The sequence below is a fragment of the Actinomadura chokoriensis genome (assembly GCF_041463665.1).
Lineage (GTDB): Bacteria > Actinomycetota > Actinomycetes > Streptosporangiales > Streptosporangiaceae > Spirillospora > Spirillospora chokoriensis_A.
In genome coordinates this window covers 29,217-52,537 of sequence record NZ_JAXCEJ010000015.1, presented here as the reverse complement: position 1 = coordinate 52,537, position 23,321 = coordinate 29,217, and the positions used below count along the sequence as shown (strand labels likewise).

At 72.6% G+C, this 23,321-nt stretch carries 23 protein-coding genes and 1 riboswitch; of the genes, 15 read left to right on the top strand and 8 right to left on the bottom strand.

The window, feature by feature from the left end; genetic code table 11:
* Positions 1–83: 83 nt before the first annotated feature.
* Positions 84–1,040, bottom strand: a complete 957-nt coding sequence (locus tag SM418_RS22590; protein WP_371942881.1) for a nucleoside hydrolase — start codon at positions 1,038–1,040, stop codon at positions 84–86.
* Between the two features lie 82 nt (positions 1,041–1,122).
* Here SM418_RS22590 and dhaK point away from each other — a divergent pair, with 82 nt between their 5' ends.
* The 3 genes from dhaK to SM418_RS22575 are packed head-to-tail and all read left to right on the top strand — an operon-like array spanning position 1,123 to position 3,126.
* Positions 1,123–2,118, top strand: coding sequence for a dihydroxyacetone kinase subunit DhaK (gene dhaK, locus SM418_RS22585; RefSeq protein ID WP_371942880.1), 996 nt, complete (start codon positions 1,123–1,125; stop codon positions 2,116–2,118).
* Positions 2,115–2,738 carry a dihydroxyacetone kinase subunit DhaL gene (dhaL, locus tag SM418_RS22580; RefSeq protein WP_371942879.1) on the top strand — a complete coding sequence of 208 codons (624 nt, stop codon included), beginning with the start codon at positions 2,115–2,117 and terminating at the stop codon, positions 2,736–2,738. Before dhaK ends, dhaL begins: the two co-directional genes overlap by 4 nt.
* Position 2,739: 1 nt before the next feature.
* Positions 2,740–3,126, top strand: coding sequence for a PTS-dependent dihydroxyacetone kinase phosphotransferase subunit DhaM (locus tag SM418_RS22575; RefSeq protein ID WP_371942878.1), 387 nt, complete (start codon positions 2,740–2,742; stop codon positions 3,124–3,126).
* 33 nt (positions 3,127–3,159) lie between these two features.
* Here the strand turns inward: SM418_RS22575 and SM418_RS22570 are convergent, their stop codons facing one another.
* Together SM418_RS22570 and SM418_RS22565 are read right to left on the bottom strand one after the other, a co-directional pair.
* On the bottom strand, positions 3,160–3,459 hold the full coding sequence (locus SM418_RS22570) for a protealysin inhibitor emfourin (RefSeq protein WP_371942877.1): 300 nt from the start codon (positions 3,457–3,459) through the stop codon (positions 3,160–3,162).
* 33 nt (positions 3,460–3,492) lie between these two features.
* A complete protein-coding gene (locus SM418_RS22565; RefSeq protein WP_371942876.1) occupies positions 3,493–4,941 on the bottom strand; it encodes a gluzincin family metallopeptidase in 1,449 nt (482 codons plus the stop codon).
* Positions 4,942–5,272: 331 nt separating this feature from the next.
* Here SM418_RS22565 and pcrA point away from each other — a divergent pair, with 331 nt between their 5' ends.
* A complete protein-coding gene (gene pcrA / locus SM418_RS22560) occupies positions 5,273–7,528 on the top strand; it encodes a DNA helicase PcrA (RefSeq protein ID WP_371942875.1) in 2,256 nt (751 codons plus the stop codon).
* 8 nt (positions 7,529–7,536) lie between these two features.
* Here pcrA and SM418_RS22555 read toward each other — a convergent pair whose 3' ends face one another.
* Positions 7,537–8,136 carry a TetR/AcrR family transcriptional regulator gene (locus SM418_RS22555; protein ID WP_371942874.1) on the bottom strand — a complete coding sequence of 200 codons (600 nt, stop codon included), beginning with the start codon at positions 8,134–8,136 and terminating at the stop codon, positions 7,537–7,539.
* 50 nt (positions 8,137–8,186) lie between these two features.
* On the opposite strand from SM418_RS22555, the gene SM418_RS22550 reads away from it, so the two are divergent.
* Positions 8,187–8,729 (top strand): GNAT family N-acetyltransferase, encoded by a 543-nt coding sequence (locus SM418_RS22550; protein WP_371942873.1) that lies wholly within the window; start codon positions 8,187–8,189, stop codon positions 8,727–8,729.
* Between the two features lie 86 nt (positions 8,730–8,815).
* Entirely contained in the window at positions 8,816–9,562 is a 747-nt protein-coding gene (locus SM418_RS22545; protein WP_371943029.1) for a sulfite exporter TauE/SafE family protein, read from the top strand.
* On the opposite strand, the gene SM418_RS22540 is transcribed toward SM418_RS22545, so the two are convergent.
* A complete protein-coding gene (locus SM418_RS22540) occupies positions 9,559–11,091 on the bottom strand; it encodes a glycoside hydrolase family 15 protein (protein ID WP_371942872.1) in 1,533 nt (510 codons plus the stop codon). The genes SM418_RS22545 and SM418_RS22540 overlap by 4 nt on opposite strands.
* Positions 11,092–11,389: 298 nt before the next feature.
* Between SM418_RS22540 and sucC the strand changes: the two genes are divergently transcribed.
* The 3 genes from sucC (at position 11,390) to SM418_RS22525 (ending at position 15,376) form a co-directional block, all read left to right on the top strand.
* On the top strand, positions 11,390–12,568 hold the full coding sequence (gene sucC / locus SM418_RS22535; protein ID WP_371942871.1) for an ADP-forming succinate--CoA ligase subunit beta: 1,179 nt from the start codon (positions 11,390–11,392) through the stop codon (positions 12,566–12,568).
* 2 nt (positions 12,569–12,570) lie between these two features.
* Positions 12,571–13,458, top strand: coding sequence for a succinate--CoA ligase subunit alpha (gene sucD / locus SM418_RS22530; RefSeq protein WP_371942870.1), 888 nt, complete (start codon positions 12,571–12,573; stop codon positions 13,456–13,458).
* 130 nt (positions 13,459–13,588) lie between these two features.
* Positions 13,589–15,376, top strand: a complete 1,788-nt coding sequence (locus SM418_RS22525; protein ID WP_371942869.1) for a cell division protein PerM — start codon at positions 13,589–13,591, stop codon at positions 15,374–15,376.
* On the opposite strand, the gene SM418_RS22520 is transcribed toward SM418_RS22525, so the two are convergent.
* On the bottom strand, positions 15,373–15,843 hold the full coding sequence (locus SM418_RS22520; protein ID WP_371942868.1) for a DUF4190 domain-containing protein: 471 nt from the start codon (positions 15,841–15,843) through the stop codon (positions 15,373–15,375). The two genes, SM418_RS22525 and SM418_RS22520, sit on opposite strands and share 4 nt — an antisense overlap.
* A 133-nt stretch (positions 15,844–15,976) precedes the next feature.
* Here SM418_RS22520 and purN point away from each other — a divergent pair, with 133 nt between their 5' ends.
* The 3 genes from purN to SM418_RS22505 all read left to right on the top strand — a co-directional run bounded on the left by purN (position 15,977) and on the right by SM418_RS22505 (position 18,535).
* Positions 15,977–16,666 carry a phosphoribosylglycinamide formyltransferase gene (gene purN / locus SM418_RS22515; protein WP_371942867.1) on the top strand — a complete coding sequence of 230 codons (690 nt, stop codon included), beginning with the start codon at positions 15,977–15,979 and terminating at the stop codon, positions 16,664–16,666.
* Positions 16,647–18,212, top strand: coding sequence for a bifunctional phosphoribosylaminoimidazolecarboxamide formyltransferase/IMP cyclohydrolase (gene purH / locus SM418_RS22510; protein ID WP_371942866.1), 1,566 nt, complete (start codon positions 16,647–16,649; stop codon positions 18,210–18,212). Before purN ends, purH begins: the two co-directional genes overlap by 20 nt.
* 146 nt (positions 18,213–18,358) lie before the next feature.
* Entirely contained in the window at positions 18,359–18,535 is a 177-nt protein-coding gene (locus tag SM418_RS22505) for a hypothetical protein (RefSeq protein WP_371942865.1), read from the top strand.
* Here the strand turns inward: SM418_RS22505 and SM418_RS22500 are convergent.
* On the bottom strand, positions 18,532–19,125 hold the full coding sequence (locus tag SM418_RS22500) for a GNAT family N-acetyltransferase (protein WP_371942864.1): 594 nt from the start codon (positions 19,123–19,125) through the stop codon (positions 18,532–18,534). The two genes, SM418_RS22505 and SM418_RS22500, sit on opposite strands and share 4 nt — an antisense overlap.
* 82 nt (positions 19,126–19,207) lie before the next feature.
* Positions 19,208–19,292, top strand: a riboswitch (ZMP/ZTP riboswitch).
* A gap of 56 nt (positions 19,293–19,348) precedes the next feature.
* On the opposite strand from SM418_RS22500, the gene SM418_RS22495 reads away from it, so the two are divergent.
* Positions 19,349–20,197, top strand: a complete 849-nt coding sequence (locus SM418_RS22495; protein WP_371942863.1) for a bifunctional methylenetetrahydrofolate dehydrogenase/methenyltetrahydrofolate cyclohydrolase — start codon at positions 19,349–19,351, stop codon at positions 20,195–20,197.
* A 152-nt stretch (positions 20,198–20,349) separates the two neighbouring features.
* Here the strand turns inward: SM418_RS22495 and SM418_RS22490 are convergent, their stop codons facing one another.
* Positions 20,350–21,063 carry an FHA domain-containing protein gene (locus tag SM418_RS22490; protein WP_371942862.1) on the bottom strand — a complete coding sequence of 238 codons (714 nt, stop codon included), beginning with the start codon at positions 21,061–21,063 and terminating at the stop codon, positions 20,350–20,352.
* A gap of 243 nt (positions 21,064–21,306) precedes the next feature.
* Here SM418_RS22490 and SM418_RS22485 point away from each other — a divergent pair, with 243 nt between their 5' ends.
* Together SM418_RS22485 and SM418_RS22480 are read left to right on the top strand one after the other, a co-directional pair.
* Positions 21,307–21,750 (top strand): DUF3017 domain-containing protein, encoded by a 444-nt coding sequence (locus SM418_RS22485; protein ID WP_371942861.1) that lies wholly within the window; start codon positions 21,307–21,309, stop codon positions 21,748–21,750.
* Between the two features lie 126 nt (positions 21,751–21,876).
* A complete protein-coding gene (locus tag SM418_RS22480) occupies positions 21,877–23,094 on the top strand; it encodes an NADP-dependent isocitrate dehydrogenase (protein ID WP_371942860.1) in 1,218 nt (405 codons plus the stop codon).
* Positions 23,095–23,321: the final 227 nt, after the last annotated feature.

The window sequence follows — 23,321 nt, the reverse complement described above, 5'->3', positions numbered from 1 at the left end:
ACGACACCCAGGACGCAGGGCCCGGCGGCTTCCCGCGCGCGGTCATGGACGCCGTCCCCGCCGCGCTCCGCTGACCGGCCCGTTCAGAACGAGGTGAGGGACGCGAGCAGGCGTTCCTGGAACGCCGCCACGTCGCTGCCGGTGGCGACCTTGACCGGGCGGCGGACGTCGTCGGCGGGCAGCGATCGAGCGTCCCAGACGGTCGTGCCGCGCGTCAGGTCGCCCCGCAGCTCCACCCGGACGGGACGGTGCGCGTACTCGCCGAGATCCGGGTCGACGGCCAGCATCGCGGCGAGCGCGTCGTGGATGACGGCGCCCCTGCGCTTGAGCGTGGGCGTGTAGGCGTCCTCGTAGAACTTCAGGATGCGGGCGGCGAACCGGGCGACCGGGGAGTCGTGGGCGGCGAGCCGGTCGAGCCAGTCGTCGTGGACGGCGGTCGGGTGCGTGGCGTCCAGCGGCACCAGGACGACCGGCCAGTCCGCCGCGAACACCATGTCGGCGGCCTCCGGGTCGTGCCAGATGTTCGCCTCGGCGTGCGTGGTGATGTTGCCGGGGTGGTCGAACGCGCCGCCCATGACGACGACCTCGCGGATCAGCGACGGCAGCTCGTCGTCCAGCAGCAGCGCCGCGCCCAGGTTCGTCAGCGGGCCGGTCGCGAGGAGGGTCAGCTCGCCGGGCATCGCGCGGGCCAGCCGGACGAGCTGGGCCGGCGCGGGCTCGGCGACCGGACGTCCCGCCGGGTCGGGGAGGCGGGTTTCGCCGAGGCCGTCCGTCCCGTGCCAGTCCAGTGCGTAGTGGACGTCCTGCGCCATCGGCCGGGCCGCGCCGACCGCGACCGGCACGCCCTCGGTGATCCCGGCGGCCTCCAGCACGCGCAGCGTGTTCAGCGCTCCGGTCAGGGGGTCGATGTTGCCGTGCACCGTGCCGACCCCCACCAGTTCCGCCTCGCCCGCCCTGACGAGTGAGGCCAGGTAGAGCAGCGTCATGGCGTCGTCGATGCCGGTGTCGCAGTCGTACAGGAACGTGGGTCCATTCGTCACGAACGCACCCTATCCAGACGGGACGCCGGATGATCACCGGTTGGGCCTGGGACCCGGTGGCGCACCGGGGTAGAGCTGAGACATGCGCAAACTCATCAACGCTCCGGCGGACGTGGTCTCCGACGCGCTGCGCGGACTGGCCGCCGCGCATCCGGAACTGACGGTCGACCCGCGCAACGGCACCGTCGTGCGGGCGGACGCGCCGCGCGCCGGGAAGGTCGCCCTGGTGTCGGGCGGCGGGTCCGGTCACGAGCCGCTGCACGCCGGGTTCGTCGGCCACGGCATGCTGGACGCCGCCTGCTGCGGCGAGGTGTTCACCTCCCCGGTGCCCGACCAGATCATCGCGGCGACGATGGCGGTGAACGGCGGCGCCGGCGTCCTCCATCTCGTGAAGAACTACACCGGCGACGTCATGAACTTCCAGCTGGCCGCCGAACTGGCCGAGGACGAGGAGATCGAGGTCACCTCCGTCGTCGTCGACGACGACGTGGCCGTGGAGGAGAGCACGTTCACCGCGGGGCGGCGCGGCACCGGCGGCACGCTGTTCGCCGAGAAGATCGCCGGCGCGCTCGCCGAGGAGGGGGCCTCGCTCTCCGCCGTGGCGGCGGTGGCGCGGGAGGTGAACGAGCGCAGCCGGTCGTTCGGCGTCGCGCTGTCGTCCTGCACGGTCCCCGCCGCCGGGGCGCCCACCTTCGAACTGGGCGAGGACGAGATGGAGCTCGGCATCGGCATCCACGGCGAGCCCGGCCGGGAACGCGTCAGGATCGGGACGGCGACGGAGATCGTGGACGCCTCGCTCAGCGCGATCGACGCCGACATGCCGCTGCGCGGGTCCGAGGTGCTGGTGCTGGTGAACGGGATGGGCGGCACCCCGCTGATCGAGCAGTACATCGCCTATGCGGCGGCGGCGCGGTGGCTGGAGGGGCACGGCGCGACCGTCGTCCGCCGCCTGGTCGGGCCGTACGTGACGAGCCTGGAGATGGCCGGCTGCATGATCAGCGTGTGCCGGGTGACGCCCGAGCTGACCCGCCTGTGGGACGCGCCGGTCGAGACGCCGGGGCTGCGGTGGGGCAGGTGAACGCCGAGGGCTTCGCCGCATGGGTCCGGCACGCGGCCGATCTCGTCTCCGCCGACGCCGAGCGGCTCACCCGGCTGGACGCGGCCATCGGCGACGGCGACCACGGCCACAACCTCGACCGGGGCTTCCGCGCGGCGGTCGACGCGCTCCCGGAGGACGCACCTCCCGGCAGGGTGCTGGTCGCCGCCGGGCGGGCCATCGTGTCCAAGACCGGCGGCGCGTCCGGCCCCCTCTACGGGACGGCGCTGCGCCGCGCGGGCAAGGCGCTCGGCGACGCGCAGGACGTGGACGCCGCCGGGCTCGGCGGGGCGCTCCGGGCCGCGCTGGACGGCGTCCAGGACCTCGGGAAGGCCGCCGAGGGCGACAAGACGATGGTCGACGCGCTGGCGCCCGCCGTCGCGGCCTACGAGGCGGCGCTGGCCGGCGGCTCGGACCTCCCCGGCTGCGTGCGAGCCGCCGCCGAGGCCGCAGCCCGGGGGGCCGACGACACCGTCCCGATGCAGGCGCGCAAGGGCCGGGCCAGCTACCTCGGGCCGCGCAGCGTCGGTCACCTGGACCCGGGCGCCTCGTCCACCGCGCTTCTCCTGCGGGGCCTCGCCGACGTGACGGGGGAGGACTGACATGGTCGGGATCGTGATCATCTCGCACAGCCGGACGCTCGCCGAAGGCGTCGCCGAGGTCGCCCGTGCGCTGGGCGTCGGGAAGGCCGTCGTCGAACCCGCCGGAGGCGACTCCGAAGGGCGGCTCGGCACCAGCATCGACCTCGTCGAGCAGGCCGTCGCCGCGGCCGACGACGGTGACGGCGTCGTCCTGCTCGCCGACCTCGGCAGCTCCGTCCTCACCGCCAAAATGCTGATCGAGGACGCCGTGGGCCACGAGGTGCTGCTCGCGGACGCGCCGCTGGTCGAGGGCGCGGTCGCCGCCGCGTCCATGGCCGCCACGGGCGCCGGCCTCCGCACCGTGCACGCCGCCGCCGAATCCGCCCGCGAGCACCGCAAGACGGGCTGACGTGGCTGGCTGACCGTGGCGGGACCGTGACGGTCAGGCCGGGTCGTCCGGGCCCTGGAGGAGGACGCCGAGGACGGACGTGACGCCCGCCGTCGGGTCGCCCCGCACCTCGTAGACGCGGGGCGGCTCGCCGGCCTCGTCCACGGTGACCCGGTACGCGGGCAGGTCGGCGCCGATCTCGCCCGGCTCGCCGCGGGCCTCGGCGGCGGCGAGCGCGTCCACGGCGTCGCGGACGCGCTCGGCCCGCCCGGCGGGGAGCGCGGCGGTGTCGTACAGCGCGACCAGAGCAGTCCGGCCGGTGAACCCGCCGGTGCTCTCCACCTTCACGCGCATGACCGCCTCCCCGATGCGCCGGTTGCGCCGCCGCTACTTGCTGAACGCCTCGCGCAACTCGTCCAGCTCGTCCCGGAGGATGTCATCGTCCTCCAGCGAGCCCCGCCTGGCCAGCTTCTCCGGGGCGACGACCTGGTACTCGGGCATCTGCATGGTGCCGCAGCAGCGGGACCTGTCCTGGTCGGCCCGCAGGCTCGCCGAGTGCTCGTCGTGCGGCGCGACCTCCGTGACGTCCTGCCCGTCGCCGGTGTAGGCGGGGTCGCTCATCATCATCCGCCCGCTCATCAGGTCGCGCAGCGGCGTCTCCGCCGTGGTGATCTCGCGGACCGCGAACCGGTTGCGGATGAACGTCCGGTAGATCGCGGGGTCGCCGCGGCTCGCCGAGACCTGCAGCATCTTGTTCGCGACGTCCACGTACCGGGCGCCGGTCGCCGGGGACGCCACGATCGCGTCGAACACCAGCCGGCACAGCGCGGACGCCGTCTCGATCAGCACGATCGTCGCGTCCTTGGTGCGCTGCTGCCGGCTCAGCTCGAACGTGTACACGTCCGCCAGCACGTCGTAGATCGCGCCCGTGAACACCTGCGAGATCGCGTGGACCTCGTTGCCGACCTGGCTGAGCTTGAGGTCGTTGTCGGCGTTGCGGAGCCCGGACGGCATCCCGAGCGCCTTGCCGAACTGCTCCGCCAGCTCGGTCAGGAACGACTTGTCGTGCAGGTTCGCCTTGGTGAGCGCCACCAGCGCGTCCGCCTGGTCCGGTTCCGCCAGCGCCAGGAAGATCGCGGTGATGTCGCCGAACGACTCGTGCAGCCCGCCGGTCTGCGGCGGGTTGTCCGCTGACAGCCAGCCCGGCTTGAGGCCGTCCAGGATCGAGTGGCCCGTCTCGTGGGCGACGATGTCGAGCGACTGGCAGGTGTACAGGACGTCGCTCTGCCCCTCCGGCGTGAAGAAGAGGAACTTGAGTGCCTTGCCCGTCCGCGTGTAGAACGCGTTCGCGCCCTCGGCCGCGTGCGGGAACACGGTGATGCGGTCGGTGTTGCCGTTGACGTTCCATGCGAACGGGATCGGTTCGCCCTTGTTGTGCCGCTCGTACATGGCCATCGTCTGCCGGACGACGGCGAACGTGTGCGCGCAGTCGAACTGCGGGCTTCCGGGGGCGAAGACGAAGTCGCCGCTGATGTTGCGGGCGACCGGGGTGACGCCCGCCAGATCCGTCCGGACGCGGGCGTCCGTCGGGCCGTTCAGCACCACGCTCGGAAGGAACACCAGCCGGGCGCCGAGTTCGGTGACCGACGGGTCCTGCTTGTAGACGAGGAACCGGTGCCCCGTTCTCAGCGGCGCCGGGACCGGAACCGGGCGCGGCACGGCCCGCGGAACCGGCGGAGCCTCCTTCCGGACGGCCTTCGGCCGCTGCGCGGGAATCGAGACCTCGACGGTCTCGGCGTCCCGCTGCGTCTGGACATCCTGCTGGTGGATCTTCATTCGAAGCCACCTCCCCCTGACAGTGCGCGCGTCCCTGCTGACTGCGCGCGGCTGCGAGCGGACCTGCGGGTTTCGAAGTACGGGGCCTTGCGTCCGCGGACCCGGCCGGGACGGTGATCCGGCGGTCCGTGCGTCCGCTCCCTTTCGACCGACGCTCCGCCGGTCGGGAGATCGAGTCAACCTGTGGAGTTCAAAAGCCCCGCCATCTGTCCACATCCCGCCAACGGCCCCGGCCGCGGGGAGGGCGGCCGGGAGCGGCGGACGCGGGCGGGCCGCCGGGTGTCGGCGGACGCGCCGAAAACGTCCGCGCCGCGCCGTAGACTCGCATCTGATGTCGAAGACCGAAGCTCACCCCTTGCTCGATGGCCTCAACCCGCAGCAGCGCGCCGCCGTCGTGCACTCCGGCGGCCCCCTGCTGATCGTCGCCGGCGCCGGCTCGGGCAAGACCCGGGTGCTCACCCACCGCGTCGCCCACCTGCTCGGCGAGCGCGGCGCGCACCCCGGCCAGATCCTCGCGATCACCTTCACCAACAAGGCCGCCGCCGAGATGAAGGAGCGCGTCGACGCCCTCGTCGGGCCGCGCTCGCGCGCCATGTGGGTGATGACGTTCCACTCCGCGTGCGTGCGGATCCTGCGCCGCGAGGCGGGGCGCCTCGGCTTCCCCACGAGCTTCTCGATCTACGACCAGGCCGACGCGAACCGCCTCATGGCGCTGGTCTGCCGCGAGCTCGACCTCGACCCGAAGCGCTACCCGCCGAAGTCGTTCAGCGCCCAGGTGTCCAACCTGAAGAACGAGCTGATCGACTACGAGACGTTCAAGGCGCGCGCCTCGACGCACATGGAGCAGACGCTCGCCGAGGCGTACGAGATGTACCAGGCGCGCCTCCAGCAGGCCGCCGCCATGGACTTCGACGACCTGATCATGATGACGGTCAACCTGCTCCAGGTCTTCCCGGAGGCCGCCGAGCACTACCGGCGGCGGTTCCGGCACGTCCTCGTCGACGAGTACCAGGACACCAACCACGCGCAGTACGAGCTGGTCCGCGAGCTGACCGCCCCCATCGAGGGCGTGGGGGCGGCCGAACTGTGCGTGGTCGGCGACGCCGACCAGTCGATCTACGCGTTCCGCGGTGCGACGATCCGCAACATCCTGGAGTTCGAGCGCGACTACCCGGACGCCACCACGATCCTGCTGGAGCAGAACTACCGCTCCACCCAGACGATCCTGTCCGCGGCCAACGCGGTCATCGAGCGCAACGCCGACCGCAAGCCGAAGAAGCTGTGGTCCGACCAGGGCGAAGGCCACAAGATCACCGGCTATGTGGCCGACAACGAGCACGACGAGGCCGCGTTCGTCGCCCACGAGGTCGACCGGCTCACCGACGACGGCGACGCCCGTCCCGGCGACGTCGCCGTCTTCTACCGCACCAACGCGCAGTCGCGTGTCTTCGAAGAGGTGTTCATCCGGGTCGGGCTGCCGTACAAGGTCGTCGGCGGCGTCCGGTTCTACGAGCGCAAGGAGATCCGCGACGCGCTCGCCTACCTGCGCTGCCTCGCCAACCCCGAGGACGCCGTCTCCCTGCGCCGCATCCTGAACGTCCCCAAGCGCGGCATCGGCGACCGCGCCGAGGCATGTGTCGAGGCGTACGCGTCCCGCGAGCGCATCTCGTTCTGGCAGGCTCTCCGGGTGCCCGAGGACGTGCCCGGCATGGCGACCCGCTCGATCAACGCCGTCCGGGAGTTCGTCACCCTGCTGGACGAGCTGCGCGCCGCCGCCGAGACGCTCGCCCCGGCCGACCTGATCGCCGAGGTCCTCAAGGCGAGCGGCTACCTGGAGGAGCTCCAGAACTCCAAGGACCCGCAGGACGAGACCCGCGTCGAGAACCTCCAGGAACTCGAAGCCGTCGCCCGCGAATTCGAGGAGCGCCTCGACGGCGAATCCGCCGAGGGCCGCCTCCCCGAATTCCTGGAGCAGGTCGCCCTGGTGGCCGACGCCGACTCCATTCCCGGCGGCGCGAAGGGCGGCCCCGTCCCGCCCGGCGAGCAGCCCGATGAATCCGAGCAGGGCGTCGTCACCCTGATGACCCTGCACACCGCCAAGGGCCTCGAATTCCCGGTCGTGTTCCTCACCGGAATGGAGGACGGCGTCTTCCCGCACCTCCGCGCCATGAGCAACCCCAAGGAACTCGAAGAGGAACGCCGCCTCGCCTACGTCGGCATCACCCGCGCCCGGCAGCGCCTTTACGTCTCCCGCGCCGCGATGCGCAGCTCATGGGGCGCACCTCAGGTCAACCCGCCGTCCCGCTTCCTCGGCGAGGTCCCGAAGGCCCTTGTCGAATGGGAGCGCGAGGCGTCCTCGACGTCCACTCCGGCAATGGCCAGAATGGCCGAACGTCCGGGGGTCCGCTCCCCGGGCAACCGTCCCGTCCCGTCCCTTTCGCCGGGCGACAAGGTCACCCACGACGCTTTCGGCCTCGGCACCGTCGTCTCCGTCTACGACCGGGGCGAAAAGGCCAGCGTCGACTTCGGCGGCGAATACGGCGTCCGGACCCTGGTCCTGCGCTTCGCCACCATCGAGAAACTCTGAGCGCTTCCTCACTCCGGCGGGGAGGCCGGGTTCAGGGACGCGAGGAAGCCGTCGAGCAGGGCGGTCTGCCGGCCCGGCGGGAAGCGGGCGGGGTCGAAGAGGGCGTGGACGACGAGGCCGTGTGCGAAGGCGGCGGCGGACGCGGTGACATCGTCCACGTCGCTGCCGGCGGGCAGTTCGCCGAGTGCGACGGCCGCCGCGACGTGCGGGCGCAGGCGCCCGCGCCAGCTGTCGTAGCGGTCCTTCTGGCGGGACGCGAGGGCGGGGTCGGCGAGGGAGACGTCCCACGAACTGACCCATACGCGGTTCATGGCCGTCGCGGCGGGGGTGAGGGACAGGACGTCGAGGAGGGCGGCGCGCAGGGCGGGCATGCCCGGCGGCGCCGTGCGGAGTGGACGGTTCGCGGTGCGCTCGTCGGCCACGTCGAGGGCGTGCGCGACGAGGGCCTTCTTGTTCGGGAAGTAGTGGGTGAGCAGGCCGGTGGAGGCGCCCATCTCGGCCGCGACGGCGCGCAGGGTGAGGCCGCCGAAGCCGTGCTCGGCGAGGACGCGCCAGACGGCCTCGGACACGTCCCGGCGTCGGGCGTCGTGATCACCTCGGGCGGGCATGCCCGTAGAGTACATAACAAACGTTCGGTATGTACCCCTGTGGAGGTTCCATGTTCGCTCGCACGCTCGCCGACGGCGCCGAACTCCGTCCGCTGGAGCCGTGGCAGGCGGCCGAGTTCGCCGAGCACGTGCGGACGGTCCGCGCCGACCTCGAGGAGTTCATCCCCTGGGCCCGGACGATCGTGGACGAGGAGACGGCCCGCGCCCTGCTCCAGTCCTACGCGGAGCGGGAGGCCAATGACAGGGGGCGCATCTACGGCATCTGGGTCGATGGCGTCCTCCAGGGCGGAACGCTCTTCCGCACGTTCGACGCCGGGCAGGGCGTCTGCGAGGTGGGCGTCTGGCTCGCGGCCGGGGTGCGCGGGCGCGGGCTGGTCACGACGGCCGTCCGCCACATGATCGACTGGGCGTTCGGTGTGCGGGGCCTGCACCGGGCCGAGTGGCTCTGCGATCCGCGCAACACCGCCAGCGCGGCGGTCGCGACGCGCCTCGGCATGACGTGCGAGGGCGTCCTGCGGCAGGCGTTCGTGCTGGGCGGCGAGCGCCGGGACACCCAGGTCTGGGCCGTCCTCGCCGACGAATGGACCTCGTGACGTCCCGGGGAAACCGGTAGGGTAATTAGTGATCTTAATTTAACTCCTTACCCCCGGGAGTCCCCGTGCACGCCGAGCAGGTGCTCATGCTGCTGGCCGCTGCCGTCGCGGCCGGCTGGGTCGACGCCGTGGTCGGCGGTGGCGGGCTGATCCAGTTGCCCGCGCTGCTGCTGGCGAACCCCGGGCAGCCGGTCGCGACAGCGCTCGCCACCAACAAGCTCGGCTCGATCGCGGGCACCGCCTCGGCCGCCGTCGCCTACGCGCGCAAGGCCAAGCCGGACGTCCGCGTCGCGGTCCCCGCAGGCCTGCTCGCGGTGTGCTGCGCGGCGGGCGGCGCGCTGTGCGCGTCGGCGATCTCGTCGGACGTGCTCAAACCGGTCATCATGGTCGTGCTGCTGACCGTCGCCGCGATCGTGGTGCTCAGGCCGGAGCTCGGCCGGGTGCCGCGGCACGTGCTGCGCACCCGCCGCCGGGTCGCCGCCGCGGTCCTCGTCCCGGGCGTCGCGATCGCCTTCTACGACGGGCTCGTCGGGCCCGGCACCGGGACGTTCCTGGTCGTCGCGTTCACCGCGCTGCTCGGCATGGACTTCGTGGACGCGTCTGCCACCTCGAAGATCATTAACACGGGGACCAACCTGGGGGCGCTGGTGGTCTTCGCCGCACAGGGGCACGTGCTGTGGGCGGTGGGGCTGGCCATGGCCGTGTGCAACGCGGCCGGGGCGCAGATCGGCGCCCATATGGCGATCAGGCGCGGCGCCGGGTTCGTCCGGGTCGTCCTGCTCTGCGTGGTCGCCGCGCTGGTCGCGAAGCTCGCCTACGAGCAGTTCGGCTAGGGGATGGGGAGCGGGCGTTCCAGGGCGGAGAGGCTGAGCAGGACGAGGGACGCCGTCCAGCCGAGCGGCGCCGGGCCGGCGGGCCTGCCGGTCGGGCCGACCTTCTCCGGCAGGACGCCGAGGGACGTCCGGTGGGCGTTGAGCCAGCTCAACCGGCCGAGGGCCTCGTCCGTCCGGCCGGAGGCCGCGGCGTTCAGCCCGAAAAGGGCTGTTTCCGGGGTCCAGGCGACGTCCGGGGCGCCGGACCAGCGCTCGCCCGGCAGCACGCCCCCGTTCGGCAGCGCCTGCTTGCGGGCGGCGTCCTGGATCGCGGCGGTGACGGCGGCGTCGGCCGGCGCGAACGGCGGGGCGAGGAACGTCACGGAGGTGTCCATCAGGCCGCCGGGGACGGGCGAGCGCGGGTAGCCGTAGGGCGCGAACTGCCTGGCCACCGCGTCGGAGGCCCGCTGCGCCGCGTGCCCCCACTCGGCCGCCTTCCCGCTCTCGCCGTGCCTGCGCGCGAGGTCGGCGGCGGACCGCAGCCCGGCGAGCACGGGGCCGACGACGCCGAGCGTCGGGCGCCGCGGGTCCTGCTCGCGCCGGGGGTCGCGCTCCCAGTAGTCGGACGAGGCGGGCGGCAGGCCCTCGGCGTCCAGCGAGCCGGCGAGGTGGTCGGCGGCGCGCCGCACCATCGGCCACAGGTCCGGCAGGTCGTCGGTCATGCCGGCCTGGACGCCGTAGAGCCAGGCCGCCCACAGCACCCAGCCGAGCGAGTCGAGCTGGGGCGCGCGGCCGTCGGCGACCGCCGTCCCGTCGGCGTTGTACCGCGCGGCCCACATCCCGTTGTCGCTCTGGGCGCGGGCGAGGAAGCGCAGGACGCGGCGGGCCTCCGACGGGTGGCCGGTGACGGTGAACGCGGCGACGGTGAACGCCGAGTCGCGCGGCCAGCAGTAGTGCCAGTTGGTGTACCAGGAGGCGAGCGACGCGCCGTTCGGGCGGGTGAGGAGCCGCAGGTCGAGCAGCGCGCGCGCCGCCATGTCGTGGTAGGTCTGGTCCTTGCCGCCGGTCGGGATCGTGCCCTTCGACAGCCACGCGCTGTCGGACCGGACGGCCCGGCCGACGCGCGGGTCGGACGCGTCCACCGTGATGGGCGTGTCACCGCCGGACGGGATGAGCCGGATCCGTCCGTCCGCGAGCCGGATGACCGAACTGCCGGGCAGGTAGGCGGCCCCCTCGGCCTGCTCGGGGGAGAGCGGGACGCCCTCGAACGGCCAGCCGCCTCCGCCGATAAGCCCGGGGCTCGCCCAGCCGGGGCCGGACGGTTCGGGCACGTTGGCGCCGCCGGTCGCGACGAGCGCGGCCACGATCAGCAGGGCGGCGGTGCGGCGGACCTTGCGCGCGCCCGACCGCCTGCGGGAGCCGGGCGGCCGGCGCGCCGGACCCCGCCCGGCGCCCGGGCGGCGTGCGGGCGGCGGTACCGAGCCGGTGTGGACGGCCTGCGCGGGGACGGAGGCTGCGACGGGTGTATCCCGTTTCTCCGCCATCGCCATGCGTTCGCCCCCTATGCCGCGTCCGTGGCAGCGAAATAAGTACATCAAACTACGTCAATAGGTTCATCCTCCTCACGAGCCACTCGTGCCCACCCCTCAGGAGGAGACACCTTCCGCCGGGGGACACTTGCCTTCCGGGCGGACGGGTCGTGACATATGGACCCGGCGGCGTCACCACGGAGCGGGGTTGACTAGGCTGCATCGACGGAGCGGACCGCAGAGTGCCGGCCGCACGGGAACCCGTGTAGATCGCCGACTCGTGTGGTCTTTGGCTGTCGATCCGTTTTAAGGACGCCTCGTGGACCTGTTCGAACATCAGGCGAAGGAACTCTTCGCCGAGTACGGGGTACCGGTGCCTACCGGCAAGGTCGCCCATACTCCCCAGGAAGCACGCGCCATCGCGGAGGAACTGTTCTCCGCGGGCAGCAAGAAGGTCGTCGTCAAGGCCCAGGTGAAGACCGGCGGCCGGGGCAAGGCCGGCGGCGTGAAGCTGGCCGACACGGCCGACGAGGCGGAGACGCTCGCCGGTCAGATCCTCGGCATGGACATCAAGGGCCACACGGTCCACAAGGTCCTGATCGAGGAGGGGAGCGCGATCGCGCAGGAGTACTACTTCTCCTTCCTGCTCGACCGCGCCAACCGCACCTTCCTGTCCATCTGCTCCGTCGAGGGCGGCGTGGAGATCGAGGAGGTGCCGCACGACCGGCTGGCGATGGTGCCGGTCTCGCCGCTGGACGGCGTCGACCGGGCCAAGGCCCGCGCGATCGCCGAGCAGGGACGCCTCCCGCAGGAGGCCCTGGACGGCGCCGCCGAGCTGATCGAGCGGCTGTGGGCCGTGTTCACCGACGAGGACGCCTCCCTCGTCGAGGTGAACCCGATGATCCTCACCGCCGACGGCCAGGTGAAGGCCCTCGACGGCAAGGTCACGCTGGACGACAACGCCGGGTTCCGCCAGGACCACGAGAAGTTCGAGGACAAGGCCGCCGCCGACCCGCTGGAGGCCGCGGCCAAGGCCAAGGACCTCAACTACGTGAAGCTGGACGGCAGCGTCGGCATCATCGGCAACGGCGCCGGCCTGGTCATGTCCACGCTGGACGTCGTGGCCTACGCGGGCGAGCAGTTCGACGGGCAGAAGCCGGCCAACTTCCTCGACATCGGCGGCGGCGCGTCCGCCGAGGTGATGGCGAACGGGCTGGAGATCGTCCTGTCCGACGCAGCCGTCAAGTCGGTCTTCGTGAACGTCTTCGGCGGCATCACCGCCTGCGACGCCGTCGCCAACGGCATCGTCTCGGCCTACAAGCTGCTGGCCGACCGGGGCGAGTCCGTCGACCGGCCCCTCGTCGTCCGGCTGGACGGCAACAACGCCGAGCTCGGCCGCCAGATCCTCAGCGACGCGGCGCTGCCCGGCGTTCAGCAGGTGGACACCATGGACGAGGCGGCCAAGCGCGCCGCCGAACTCGCAGCGGCAGGTGCATGACAATGGCCATCTGGCTCACCGAGAACAGCAAGATCATCGTCCAGGGCATCACGGGCTCCGAGGGCACCAAGCACGGCCGCCGGATGCTCGCGTCCGGCGCGCAGGTCGTCGGCGGCGTGAACGCCCGCAAGGCCGGCCAGACGGTCGACTTCGACGGCACCAGCCTCCCGGTGTTCGGCACCGTCAAGGAGGCCATGGAGCAGACCGGCGCGGACGTCTCCGTCGTGTTCGTCCCGCCGAAGTTCACCAAGGACGCCGTCGTCGAGGCGATCGACGCCGAGATCCCCCTCTGCGTGGTCATCACCGAGGGCATCCCCGTGCACGACACGGCCTACTTCTGGGCCTACGCCGAAAAGGCCGGTAACAAGACCCGCATCATCGGGCCGAACTGCCCCGGCATCGCGTCCCCCGGCAAGTCGAACGCCGGCATCATCCCGGCCGACATCACCACGCCGGGCCGCATCGGCCTCGTGTCCAAGTCGGGCACGCTGACCTACCAGATGATGTACGAGCTGCGCGACATCGGCTTCACCACCTGCGTCGGCATCGGCGGCGACCCCGTCATCGGGACGACCCACATCGACGCCCTCCAGGCGTTCCAGGACGACCCGGAGACCGACGCCATCGTGATGATCGGTGAGATCGGCGGCGACGCCGAGGAGCGCGCCGCCGCCTACATCGAGCAGCACGTGACCAAGCCGGTCGTCGGCTACGTCGCCGGGTTCACCGCCCCCGAGGGCAAGACCATGGGCCACGCGGGCGCGATCGTGTCCGGCTCCGCCGGCACCGCGCAGGCGAAGAAGGAGGCCCTGGAGAAGGTCGGCGTCCGCGTCGGCAAGACCCCCAGCGAGACCGCCGTCCTCATGCGGGAGATCATGCAGAACCGCTGATTCCCCAGCACCACCGAAAGACGCCCGAGCCGCCCCGGCCCGGGCGTCTTTCACGTCCGGGGGTGACGACAAAGGCGACACGCCGGGCGCGGGGGGCGCTGGGCGGCGGGGGTGGTGTCAGCATGGGGCGGTGAGCGAGCAGACCCGCGGGCAGCGTGCGAGGCCCGAGCCGTCGAAGGGCGAGACCGGACGGCCGCGCGCCGAGCCCGCCAGGGGGCGCCCGCCGGCGGCCGCCGCGGCGCGGCCGCTGTACGTGACGGGGCTGGTCGCGGCGCTGTGGTGCGTCGGGATCGGGCTCGCGGTGCTCACCACGATCACGCTCATCGGATGGATCGCGGCGCCGAAGACCGCGCTCGGCCACGGCATGTCCGGGGTGTTCCGGACGGCCGTGAACTTCTGGCTCGTGTCCCACCACGCGGGCTTCTCCTACGGGCAGGGGCGGGTCGGGCTGCTGCCGCTCGGCGTGCTCGTCCTGCCCGGCGTCCTGCTGTACCGGGGCGGCGGGTGGATGATCCGGGTGGCGGGGCTGCGGCGGCGTCCCCGGATCGCGGTCGTGCACGTGGCGGTCGCGCTGGCCGCGCCGTACGCGGCGCTCGCGGCGCTGCTCGCGCTCGCGGCCTCCTCGAAGGAGGTGCGGTCGTCGGCGTGGCAGGCGCTCGTCGCGTGCTTCGTCGTCGCCGCCGTCGCGGGCGGGCTCGGCGCGGCGCGGGCCGTCGTCGCCGCGCAGGTCGCGGCGGAGGCGCGCGGGCGGCGGGTCAGGTCGGGGCTCGGCGCGCTGCTGCGGCTGCTGCCCGAGCGGCCCCGCTCGCTGGTGATCGGGGTGGCGGGCGCGCTCGGCGTGCTGCTCGCCTCGGGCGCGGTGCTGGTGGGCGCGGCGCTCGCCATGAACATGCGGGCCGCGGGCGACCTGTACGACATGCTCGCCCCAGGTGTGGTCGGCGGCGTCCTCCTGCTGCTGGTCGAGCTGGCCTTCCTGCCGAACGCCGTGATCTGGGGCATGGCGTACGCGGTCGGGCCCGGGTTCTCGGTCGGCGCCGGGACGAGCGTCTCGCCGACCGGGGTGTTCCTGGACGTCGTCCCGGCGTTCCCGCCGCTCGCCGCGCTGCCGCAGCCCGGCCCGGCGCCCGCGCTGTCGCTGATCGCGCTGGCGGCGCCGTTCGTCGCGGGCGCGGTCGGCGGCGTCCTCACGGTCAGGTCGCTGCCGAGCCCGGCGGCGGAGGGCGCGCCGCTGTGGGGCTTCCTGTCGGGGGCGCTGACCGGTGCCGTGGCGGCCCTGCTCAGCGCGCTGTCGGGCGGGCCGCTGGGTGGCGGGCGGATGGCGACCGTGGGGCCGTCCGCCTGGCAGGTGGGGCTGCTGGCGGCCCTCGAGGTGGGGATCTCGGCGGCGATCGCGGCGTGGGTCGCGAACTCGATCCTGCTGCGGCGTCCGGCGCGGGCCGCGGCGTCCGAGAAGAAGGTCGAGAAGGCAGGGAAGGCCGCGAAGCCGAAGCAGGCGAAGCAGGCGAAGCGGGCGAAGCAGCCCGTCCGGCCGGAGCCCGTTGCGGTGCCGCTGTCGGTGCCGCTGTCGGCGCCGGTCCCGGGCGACTACGACCTGCCCGCGAAGCCCGCGGTGGCGCCGAGGGCCCCGCACGCGCCGGATCCGCTGGAGTTCGAGGAGGCCGACCCCGTCCTCGCCCCGCGGCGGCCGCGCCGGCGGGCCGAACCGTCGCCCGACCCGGTCGAGGAGCGGCGGCCCCGCCCGGAACCGTCCCCGCCGCAGGGCGACGGCACGGTCGTCGTCGAAGGCCACATCGTGGACGAGCCCGAGCCGGAGGAGCCGCGCAGGCCCGTCCCGCCGCCGCGCGCGGACCCGAGCCGCACCGAGAACCGGGGCGGCGCGATCTACGTCCTGCGCGAGGAGCCCGAGCGGGACGACTAGAGCAGGTGCCCGTACCTGTCCATCCAGCCGGGCGGCAGGTCGAGCTTGTCCTCGAACTGCGGGTAGTACTCGTCGCGGCAGACCTGCTGGTCGGTGTTGGTGTTGGCCGCGTTGACGCAGTCCCAGTAGCCGCTGAACTCCGTCCGCAGGAAGACCGCCATCGCGACCATCAGCACCGACGTCGCGAGGCCGATCGCGCCCATCACCATGCCGGGGACGGCGCCGGGCACGGAGTCGCGGGTCGCGCGCGCCTGCCGCCGGGCCTTGATCCCGACGACGAGCGCGGCGATCCCGAGCACCAGGCCGAGCGGGTAGAAGAACAACGAGGTCAGCAGCGCGATGCCGCCGAGCCACAGGGCCCGCAGCCCGGTCTGCCGCGCCTGCGACGGTCCTGCGGGCGGCTCTCCCGCCGGCCGCCCGTCCGGGCGGTCATCGGGACTGACCTCGCGGCCCCGCTGCTCGCTCACGTTCGTTTCCTCCTGGCCCGTGCCGCGTGCACGTCGAGTGGTGCGGATCTGCGTGAAGTGCGGATCTGCGGTGAAGCGGCGTCGAACCGGCCCGATAGGCTCGTGGTGTCCCAGCAACGTCCACCGGGGAGTCATGGTGTCCGCCCGGCTCGTCGTCCTCGTCTCCGGCGCGGGGACCAACCTACAAGCGCTGCTCGACGCGTGCGCGGATCCAGCCTACGGGGCGAAAGTCGTTGCCGTGGGGGCGGACCGCCCCGATATCGCGGGAACCGAACGCGCAGAACGTGTGGGTTTGCCCACTTTTACGGTTTGCATCCCCGATTTCCCGTCCCGGGACGACTGGGACGCGGCGCTCACCGAGGCCATCGCGGCGCACGAGCCCGATCTCGTCGTCTCCGCCGGCTTCATGAAGATCCTCGGCCCGCGCTTCCTGGCGCGGTTCGGCGGCCGGACCGTCAACACCCATCCCGCGCTGCTGCCCTCGTTCCCCGGCGCCCACGCCGTACGGGACGCCCTGGCGTACGGCGTCAAGGTCACGGGCTGTACGGTTCACTTCGTCGACGAAGGCGTGGACACCGGGCCCGTCATCGCCCAGGAGAGCGTCCCCGTGGGCTGGCACGACGACGAAGACTCCCTGCACGAGCGGATCAAGCGGGTGGAGCGCCGGCTCCTCGTCGACGTCGTCGGACGCCTCGCCCGCGACGGCTGGACCACGCGCGGCAGGCGGGTCTCCATGAAGTGCAGGACCTGCGGTGACGCGTCCGACAGGGAAACTTCCGACGATCATGAGGGGAGCTCGGCCGGTGAGTCGGGTGGCGATTAGGCGCGCGCTGATCAGCGTGTACGACAAGTCCGGGCTGGAGGAGCTGGCCCGCGGCCTGCACGAGGCCGGAGTGGAGATCGTCTCGACCGGTTCCACGGCGGGCCGGATCTCCGCCGCCGGCGTCCCGGTGATGAAGGTGGAGAAGCTCACCGGATTCCCCGAGTGCCTGGACGGACGGGTCAAGACCCTGCACCCCAAGGTGCACGCGGGCCTGCTCGCCGACCGCCGCAAGGAGGACCACCTCCAGCAGCTCGACGACCTGGCCGTGGAGCCGTTCGACCTCGTGATCGCGAACCTGTACCCGTTCGCCGACACGGTCGACTCGGGCGCCGGGCCGGACGAGTGCGTCGAGCAGATCGACATCGGCGGCCCGACGATGGTGCGCGCCGCCGCGAAGAACCACGCGAGCGTGTCCGTCGTCGTCGACCCGTCCGCCTACGGGACGGTCCTCGACGCGGTGAAGGCCGGCGGGTTCACCCTGGCGGAGCGCCGCCGCCTCGCCGCGCGGGCGTTCGCGCACACCGCGTCCTACGACGTGGCCGTGGCCTCCTGGTTCGCGAGCGCCTACGCCCCTGACGAGACCGCCGCCGAAACGCAGTGGCCCGACTTCCTCGGCGCCACCTGGGAGCGCTCGAACACCCTCCGGTACGGGGAGAACCCGCACCAGCGCGCGGCCCTGTACCGCTCGCCGGGCGAGACCGGCCTGGCCGGCGCGGAGCAGCTGTACGGCAAGGAGATGTCCTACAACAACTACGTGGACACCGACGCCGCCCGCCGCGCCGCCTACGACTTCACCGAGCCCTGCGTCGCGATCATCAAGCACGCCAACCCGTGCGGCATAGCGGTCGGCGCGGACATCGCCGAGGCGCACCGCAAGGCGCACGCCTGCGACCCCGTGTCGGCCTACGGCGGCGTGATCGCGGCGAACCGCCCGGTCAGCGCCGACATGGCCCGGCAGGTCACCGAGAGCTTCGCCGAGGTGGTCATCGCGCCCGCCTTCGACGCCGAGGCCGTCACCGTCCTCGAAGGCCGGTTCAAGAACGTGCGGCTGCTCGTCTGCCCGGACGCCCCCGCGGGCGCGACCGAGTACCGGCGCATCGACGGCGGCGTCCTGCTGCAGGGCGTCGACCGCGTGGACGCGCCCGGCGACGACCCGTCCACCTGGGAGCTCAAGACCGGCGACGCCGTGGACGAGGCGACCCTGCGCGACCTGGCGTTCGCGTGGCGGGCGGTCCGCTCGGTGAAGTCGAACGCGATCCTGCTGGCCGCGGGCGGCGCGACCGTCGGCGTCGGGATGGGCCAGGTCAACCGGGTCGACTCCGCCAAGCTCGCGGTCGCGCGGGCCGGCGCGGAGCGGGCCGCGTCCGCCGTGGGCGCCTCCGACGCGTTCTTCCCGTTCCCGGACGGCCTCGAGGTGCTGACCGAGGCGGGCGTGAAAGCCGTCGTCGAACCCGGCGGGTCCGTCAACGACGACAAGGTGATCGAGGCGGCGGCGAAGGCCGGGATCAGCCTGTACTTCACCGGCGTCCGGCACTTCTTCCACTGATCGGCGCCGGCCCGGTGTGGCGCGGAACACCGCCGCACCGGGTTTAGGCCCGGAACCCTTTGCTTCGCACTGGGGGTAGCCTCAGGCTGACCGCGCCTCATGACCCTCCCTTGACCCCGGCGCGGGCGTTCGGTGATGGAGGCGCGATGGACGTGCTGCTGGCCCTCATGCTGCGATCGGTGTACCTGGTCGACGCGCTGCTGATGGACTCCCGGCAGGTGATCGGGCTGGTCGCCGCCTTCCTGGCCGCCGTCCTGGCCGCCCGGCTCGGCTGGCACGGCACCGACCGCGCGCTCGCCCGCCGGCAGCGCTCCGAGGACTAGCGCAGCCGTTCCCGCAGGGCCCGCGCCGCGGCGGGCCACTCGTCGTCCGTCATGCCGTAGACGGCGGTGTCGCGGATCGAACCGTCCGCCCGGATCCGGTGCTTGCGGTGCACGCCCTCGAACGAGGCGCCGAGCCGCTCGATCGCCGCCCGCGACCGCGCGTTCCGGACGTGCGTGTGCCAGCCCACCCGGATCGCGCCCAGCTCGTCGAACGCGCGCCCGAGCAGGAGCAGCTTCGCCTCGGTGTTGACCGCCGTCCGGTGCCACCGCGCGCCGAGCCAGGTGTGGCCGATGCACAGGCCCCGGTGGGCCGGCGCCACCTCGTAGTACGACGTCGTCCCCGCCACCTCCCCGGTTGCCGCGTCGATCTGGACCCAGGGGAGCCGGACGCGGCGCTCGCAGTCGTCCAGCGCCTTGCCGACGAGCGCGGCCATCTCGCCGGCTGTCCCCGGCCGCCGCTCGCTCAGCCACGTCCACACGTCCGGGTCCTTGGACGCCTCGAACAGCCCCCCGGCGTGCTCGGGGGACAGCGGCTCCAGCCGCACGTGACGCCCGACCAGGACGGGCCGCTCGAACCATGCGTCGCTCATGCCGCCCACGCTAGAAGGCCCGGCGCCCGCCCCGGCAGGGCCACTCGGCGCCGATTTCCGCGTGCCACTCGGCCGTTACCATGGGTTTTCACGCGACTGGCGCGGCAAGGTGGATCACCACCGGGGAGCGAACGACAGTCCGGACACCGCGCGCCTGGGTGGACGGGACCTCGAGCCGGGCTCGGTCCTGCCGGGGCCCGGCGAGATCCACGCGGAGGAACGCATGACGGCACAGATTCTGGACGGCAAGGCCACGGCCGCCGAGATCCGCTCGAACCTCAAGGTGCGCGTCGAGGCGCTCCGCGACCGCGGCGTGTCCGTCGGTCTCGGCACCGTGCTGGTCGGCGACGACCCGGGCAGCCACTCCTACGTCAACATGAAGCACCGCGACTGCGCCGAGGTCGGCATCGAGAGCATCCGCCGCGACCTGCCCGCCACCGCCACCCAGGACGACGTGGAGCAGGCCGTCGCCGAGCTGAACGCCGACCCGGCCTGCACCGGCTACATCGTCCAGCTCCCGCTGCCGAAGGGCCTGGACGAGCAGCGCGTGCTGGAGCGCATCGACCCGTCCAAGGACGCCGACGGCCTGCACCCGACGAACCTCGGCCGGCTCGTCCTGATGCAGCCGGGACCGCTGCCCTGCACCCCGAAGGGCATCGTCGAGCTGCTGCGCCGCTACGACGTCCCGCTGAAGGGCGCCGAGGTCGCCGTCGTCGGCCGTGGCATCACGGTCGGGCGCTCGCTCGGGCTCCTGCTGACCCGCCGCAGCGAGAACGCGACCGTCACCCTGTGCCACACCGCCACCCGCGACCTGGCCGCCCACACCCGAGCGGCCGACATCGTCGTGGCCGCCGCCGGCGTCCCGGGCCTCATCACCGCCGAGATGGTCAAGCCTGGTGCGGCCGTCCTCGACGTGGGCGTCTCCCGGGTGGACGGCAAGCTCGCCGGTGACGTCGCCGCCGACGTCCGGGAGGTCGCCGGGTGGGTCGCGCCGAATCCCGGCGGCGTCGGCCCGATGACCCGCGCCATGCTGCTCGCGAACGTCGTCGAGGCCGCCGAGCAGGCGGGCTGAGACGCGGTCGGGGCCGCCACCCCAGCACCGAGGTGGCGGCCCCGTACGCCTCTTCCCGGCCGTGGCCGCGCCGTCACCTGCGCGGCCGCGGCCGGGTGGGTTGAGCGATCGCCCTCGTTGCGCGCTGCCGGGAGGGCGACCGCGGGTTCACATCAACTGGCCCTCCGCCCGGCGGCGCTCGGTGCCGGACGGCCCGGCCCGTGGCTGTGACCGGGCGTGCCCGGCCTCCGCGTCTCCGTCGTGCCGCGTACTCCCGGGGCCCGGCCCTCCATCGGCGGACGGCCCTGGTGGGGCACGTGCACCGGCGGCAGCGGACGGACGAGGCCCATCGCGATGACCTCGTTGGCGAGCCGCGTGCGCCGGTTGGCGCCCTCGGGGATGCGGAACTTCTGGTAGAGGCGCAGCAGGTGCTGCTTGACGGCCGCCTCCGTGACGACCAGCTCGCCGGCGATGTCGCGCGCCGTGGCGGGGGCCACGAACGCCTCGTCGGACAGGGCGGGACGGCACAGCGAGGTCAGCACGTCGACCTCGCGGCGGGTGAGCTCGGGCGCGACCGCGCGCCGCAGTTCGACGTCCGGGTCGACCTCCTCACGGGGGATGCCCCCCAACCGGCAGCGCGCCGTGCCGAAGCTCACGACGTCACCGTCCTCCAGCACACGGCGGGCGATGGGCCGGCCGTTGACGCGCGTCCCGTTGCGGGACAGGCCCATGTCCACCACGTAGACGTACGGGCCACGTCGGACGATCTCAGCGTGCAAACGGGACACACTCGGGTCGTCGAGGCGTATGTCGACTCCTCTCCCTCTCCCGACCGTCGTCACGTCGGGGCGCAGCGGCACCACCAGTCCGCTGTCCTCGATCCGCATGAACGGCCCCTCCACGGCAGTCCTCCCAGCTAGTTAGCGACCCCTGTCTGCCGGGTTACCCGGGCGCCGTGCCGTCACACCCTCCTACTGGCGAGTAGCACCGATGGTGCAAGGGATTCCGGCCTCTCGGGCATCCCCTGGGCACCATCCGACCCACCCCTATTCCCGGCGACGGGCGACAAGCCGGACCGTTCCATCGCGGCGCGGTCGTCCCGCACCGCGATCGGCGATACCGTGAGGGCCATGAGCACTCAGGTGCACCGGCGCCGGCGGAAGGCGCCGCGACGCGGCGGCGCCGCGCCGCACTGGCTGGCGCAGCTGCCCTACCTCCTCGTGCTCAGCGGGGTCGGCGCCGGGCTGACCCTGTGCGCCTTCAACTACTTCCGCAAGGGCTCCGGCCTGATGGCCGCCGCGCTCCTCATCGGCGCGCTCGCCCGGCTGCTGCTGCCGGAGTCGCAGCTCGGCCCGCTCGCCGTGCGCAGCCGGTCCGTCGACTGCTGGACGCTCGTGATCCTCGGCGAGATGGTGGCGTTCGTCTCGCTCAGCATCCCGCCGATGAACAAGACCGGCCTCGTCCTCGCGGGCGCGTTCGGGGTCCTGATCGCGCTCACCGCGGCGGCCCGCGGCGTCCGGCTCCTCATCGTGGGGCGCCGCCGCCCCGCGGCCGGGAACGGGCCGCCGGGCTAGCGCGTCCTGCCAGGTGACGTCGTTCCGGGCCAGGCCAGGTCTAGACCGCATGACCGCCTCGGCTAGCCTAACCAGTTGAGCCTTACAAGGACTGCTGGCCAGGTGTAGGAAAGGGACAGCACAAGCATGCCCAAGATCAAAGTAGCGGGCCCGGTCGTCGAACTCGACGGCGACGAAATGACGCGGATCATCTGGAAATTCATCAAGGACCAGCTGATCCTGCCCTACCTCGATGTGGACCTGAAGTACTACGACCTCGGGATCGAGCACCGTGACGCCACGGACGACCAGGTCACCGTGGACGCCGCCAACGCCATCCGCGAGCACGGCGTCGGCGTCAAGTGCGCGACCATCACCCCCGACGAGGCGCGCGTCGAGGAGTTCGGCCTGAAGAAGATGTGGCGGTCCCCGAACGGGACGATCCGCAACATCCTGGGCGGCGTGATCTTCCGCGAGCCGATCGTGGTGTCCAACATTCCGCGCCTGGTGCCCGGCTGGACCAAGCCGATCATCATCGGCCGCCACGCCCACGGCGACCAGTACAAGGCGACCGACTTCGTCGTCCCCGGCCCCGGCAAGGTGACGCTCACCTACACCCCCGCCGGCGAGGGCGAGCCGATGGAGTTCGAGGTCGCCGACTTCCCCGGCGGCGGCGTCGCCATGGGCATGTACAACTACGACGACTCGATCCGCGACTTCGCCCGGACGAGCATGCGGTACGCGCTCAGCCGCGAGATGCCGCTGTACATGTCGACGAAGAACACGATCCTCAAGGCCTACGACGGCCGGTTCAAGGACCTCTTCCAGGAGATCTACGAGAGCGAGTTCAAGGCCGACTTCGAGGCCAAGGGCCTCACCTACGAGCACCGGCTCATCGACGACATGGTCGCCGCGGCGCTCAAGTGGGAGGGCGGCTTCGTCTGGGCGGCCAAGAACTACGACGGCGACGTCCAGTCCGACACCCTCGCCCAGGGCTTCGGCTCGCTCGGCCTCATGACGTCCGTCCTCATGACCCCGGACGGCAGGACCGTCGAGGCCGAGGCCGCGCACGGCACGGTGACCCGGCACTACCGGCAGCACCAGCAGGGCAAGCCGACGTCGACCAACCCCATCGCGTCGATCTTCGCCTGGACCCGCGGCCTCGACCACCGCGGCAAGCTCGACGGCCAGCCCGAGGTGATCGACTTCGCCCGCAAGCTGGAGGCGGTCTGCGTCGAGACCGTCGAATCCGGCCAGATGACCAAGGACCTGTCCCTGCTCGTCGGCGGCGAGACGCCCTGGCTGACCACCCAGGGCTTCCTGGAGGCGCTCGACACCAACCTCCAGAAGAAGATCAACAGCTGAGCGACCGCCGAAGGCCGCCCCGGACCCGTCCGGGGCGGCCTTTCGCGCGTTCCGGGTGCGTTCGCATGCCGGTGGGTGCACCTGGGCGCCGGCGGGTAGGGGGCGCGCGATAGCCTGACGTCGGAACTATCTCGACGGCGAGAGAAACCGCGGCGGCGCGGGTCTTCGGCGGTCGGGTTCGAAGGATGGCCGCCTGAGCCCCGTCAGGTCACAGCAGGAGAAGGACG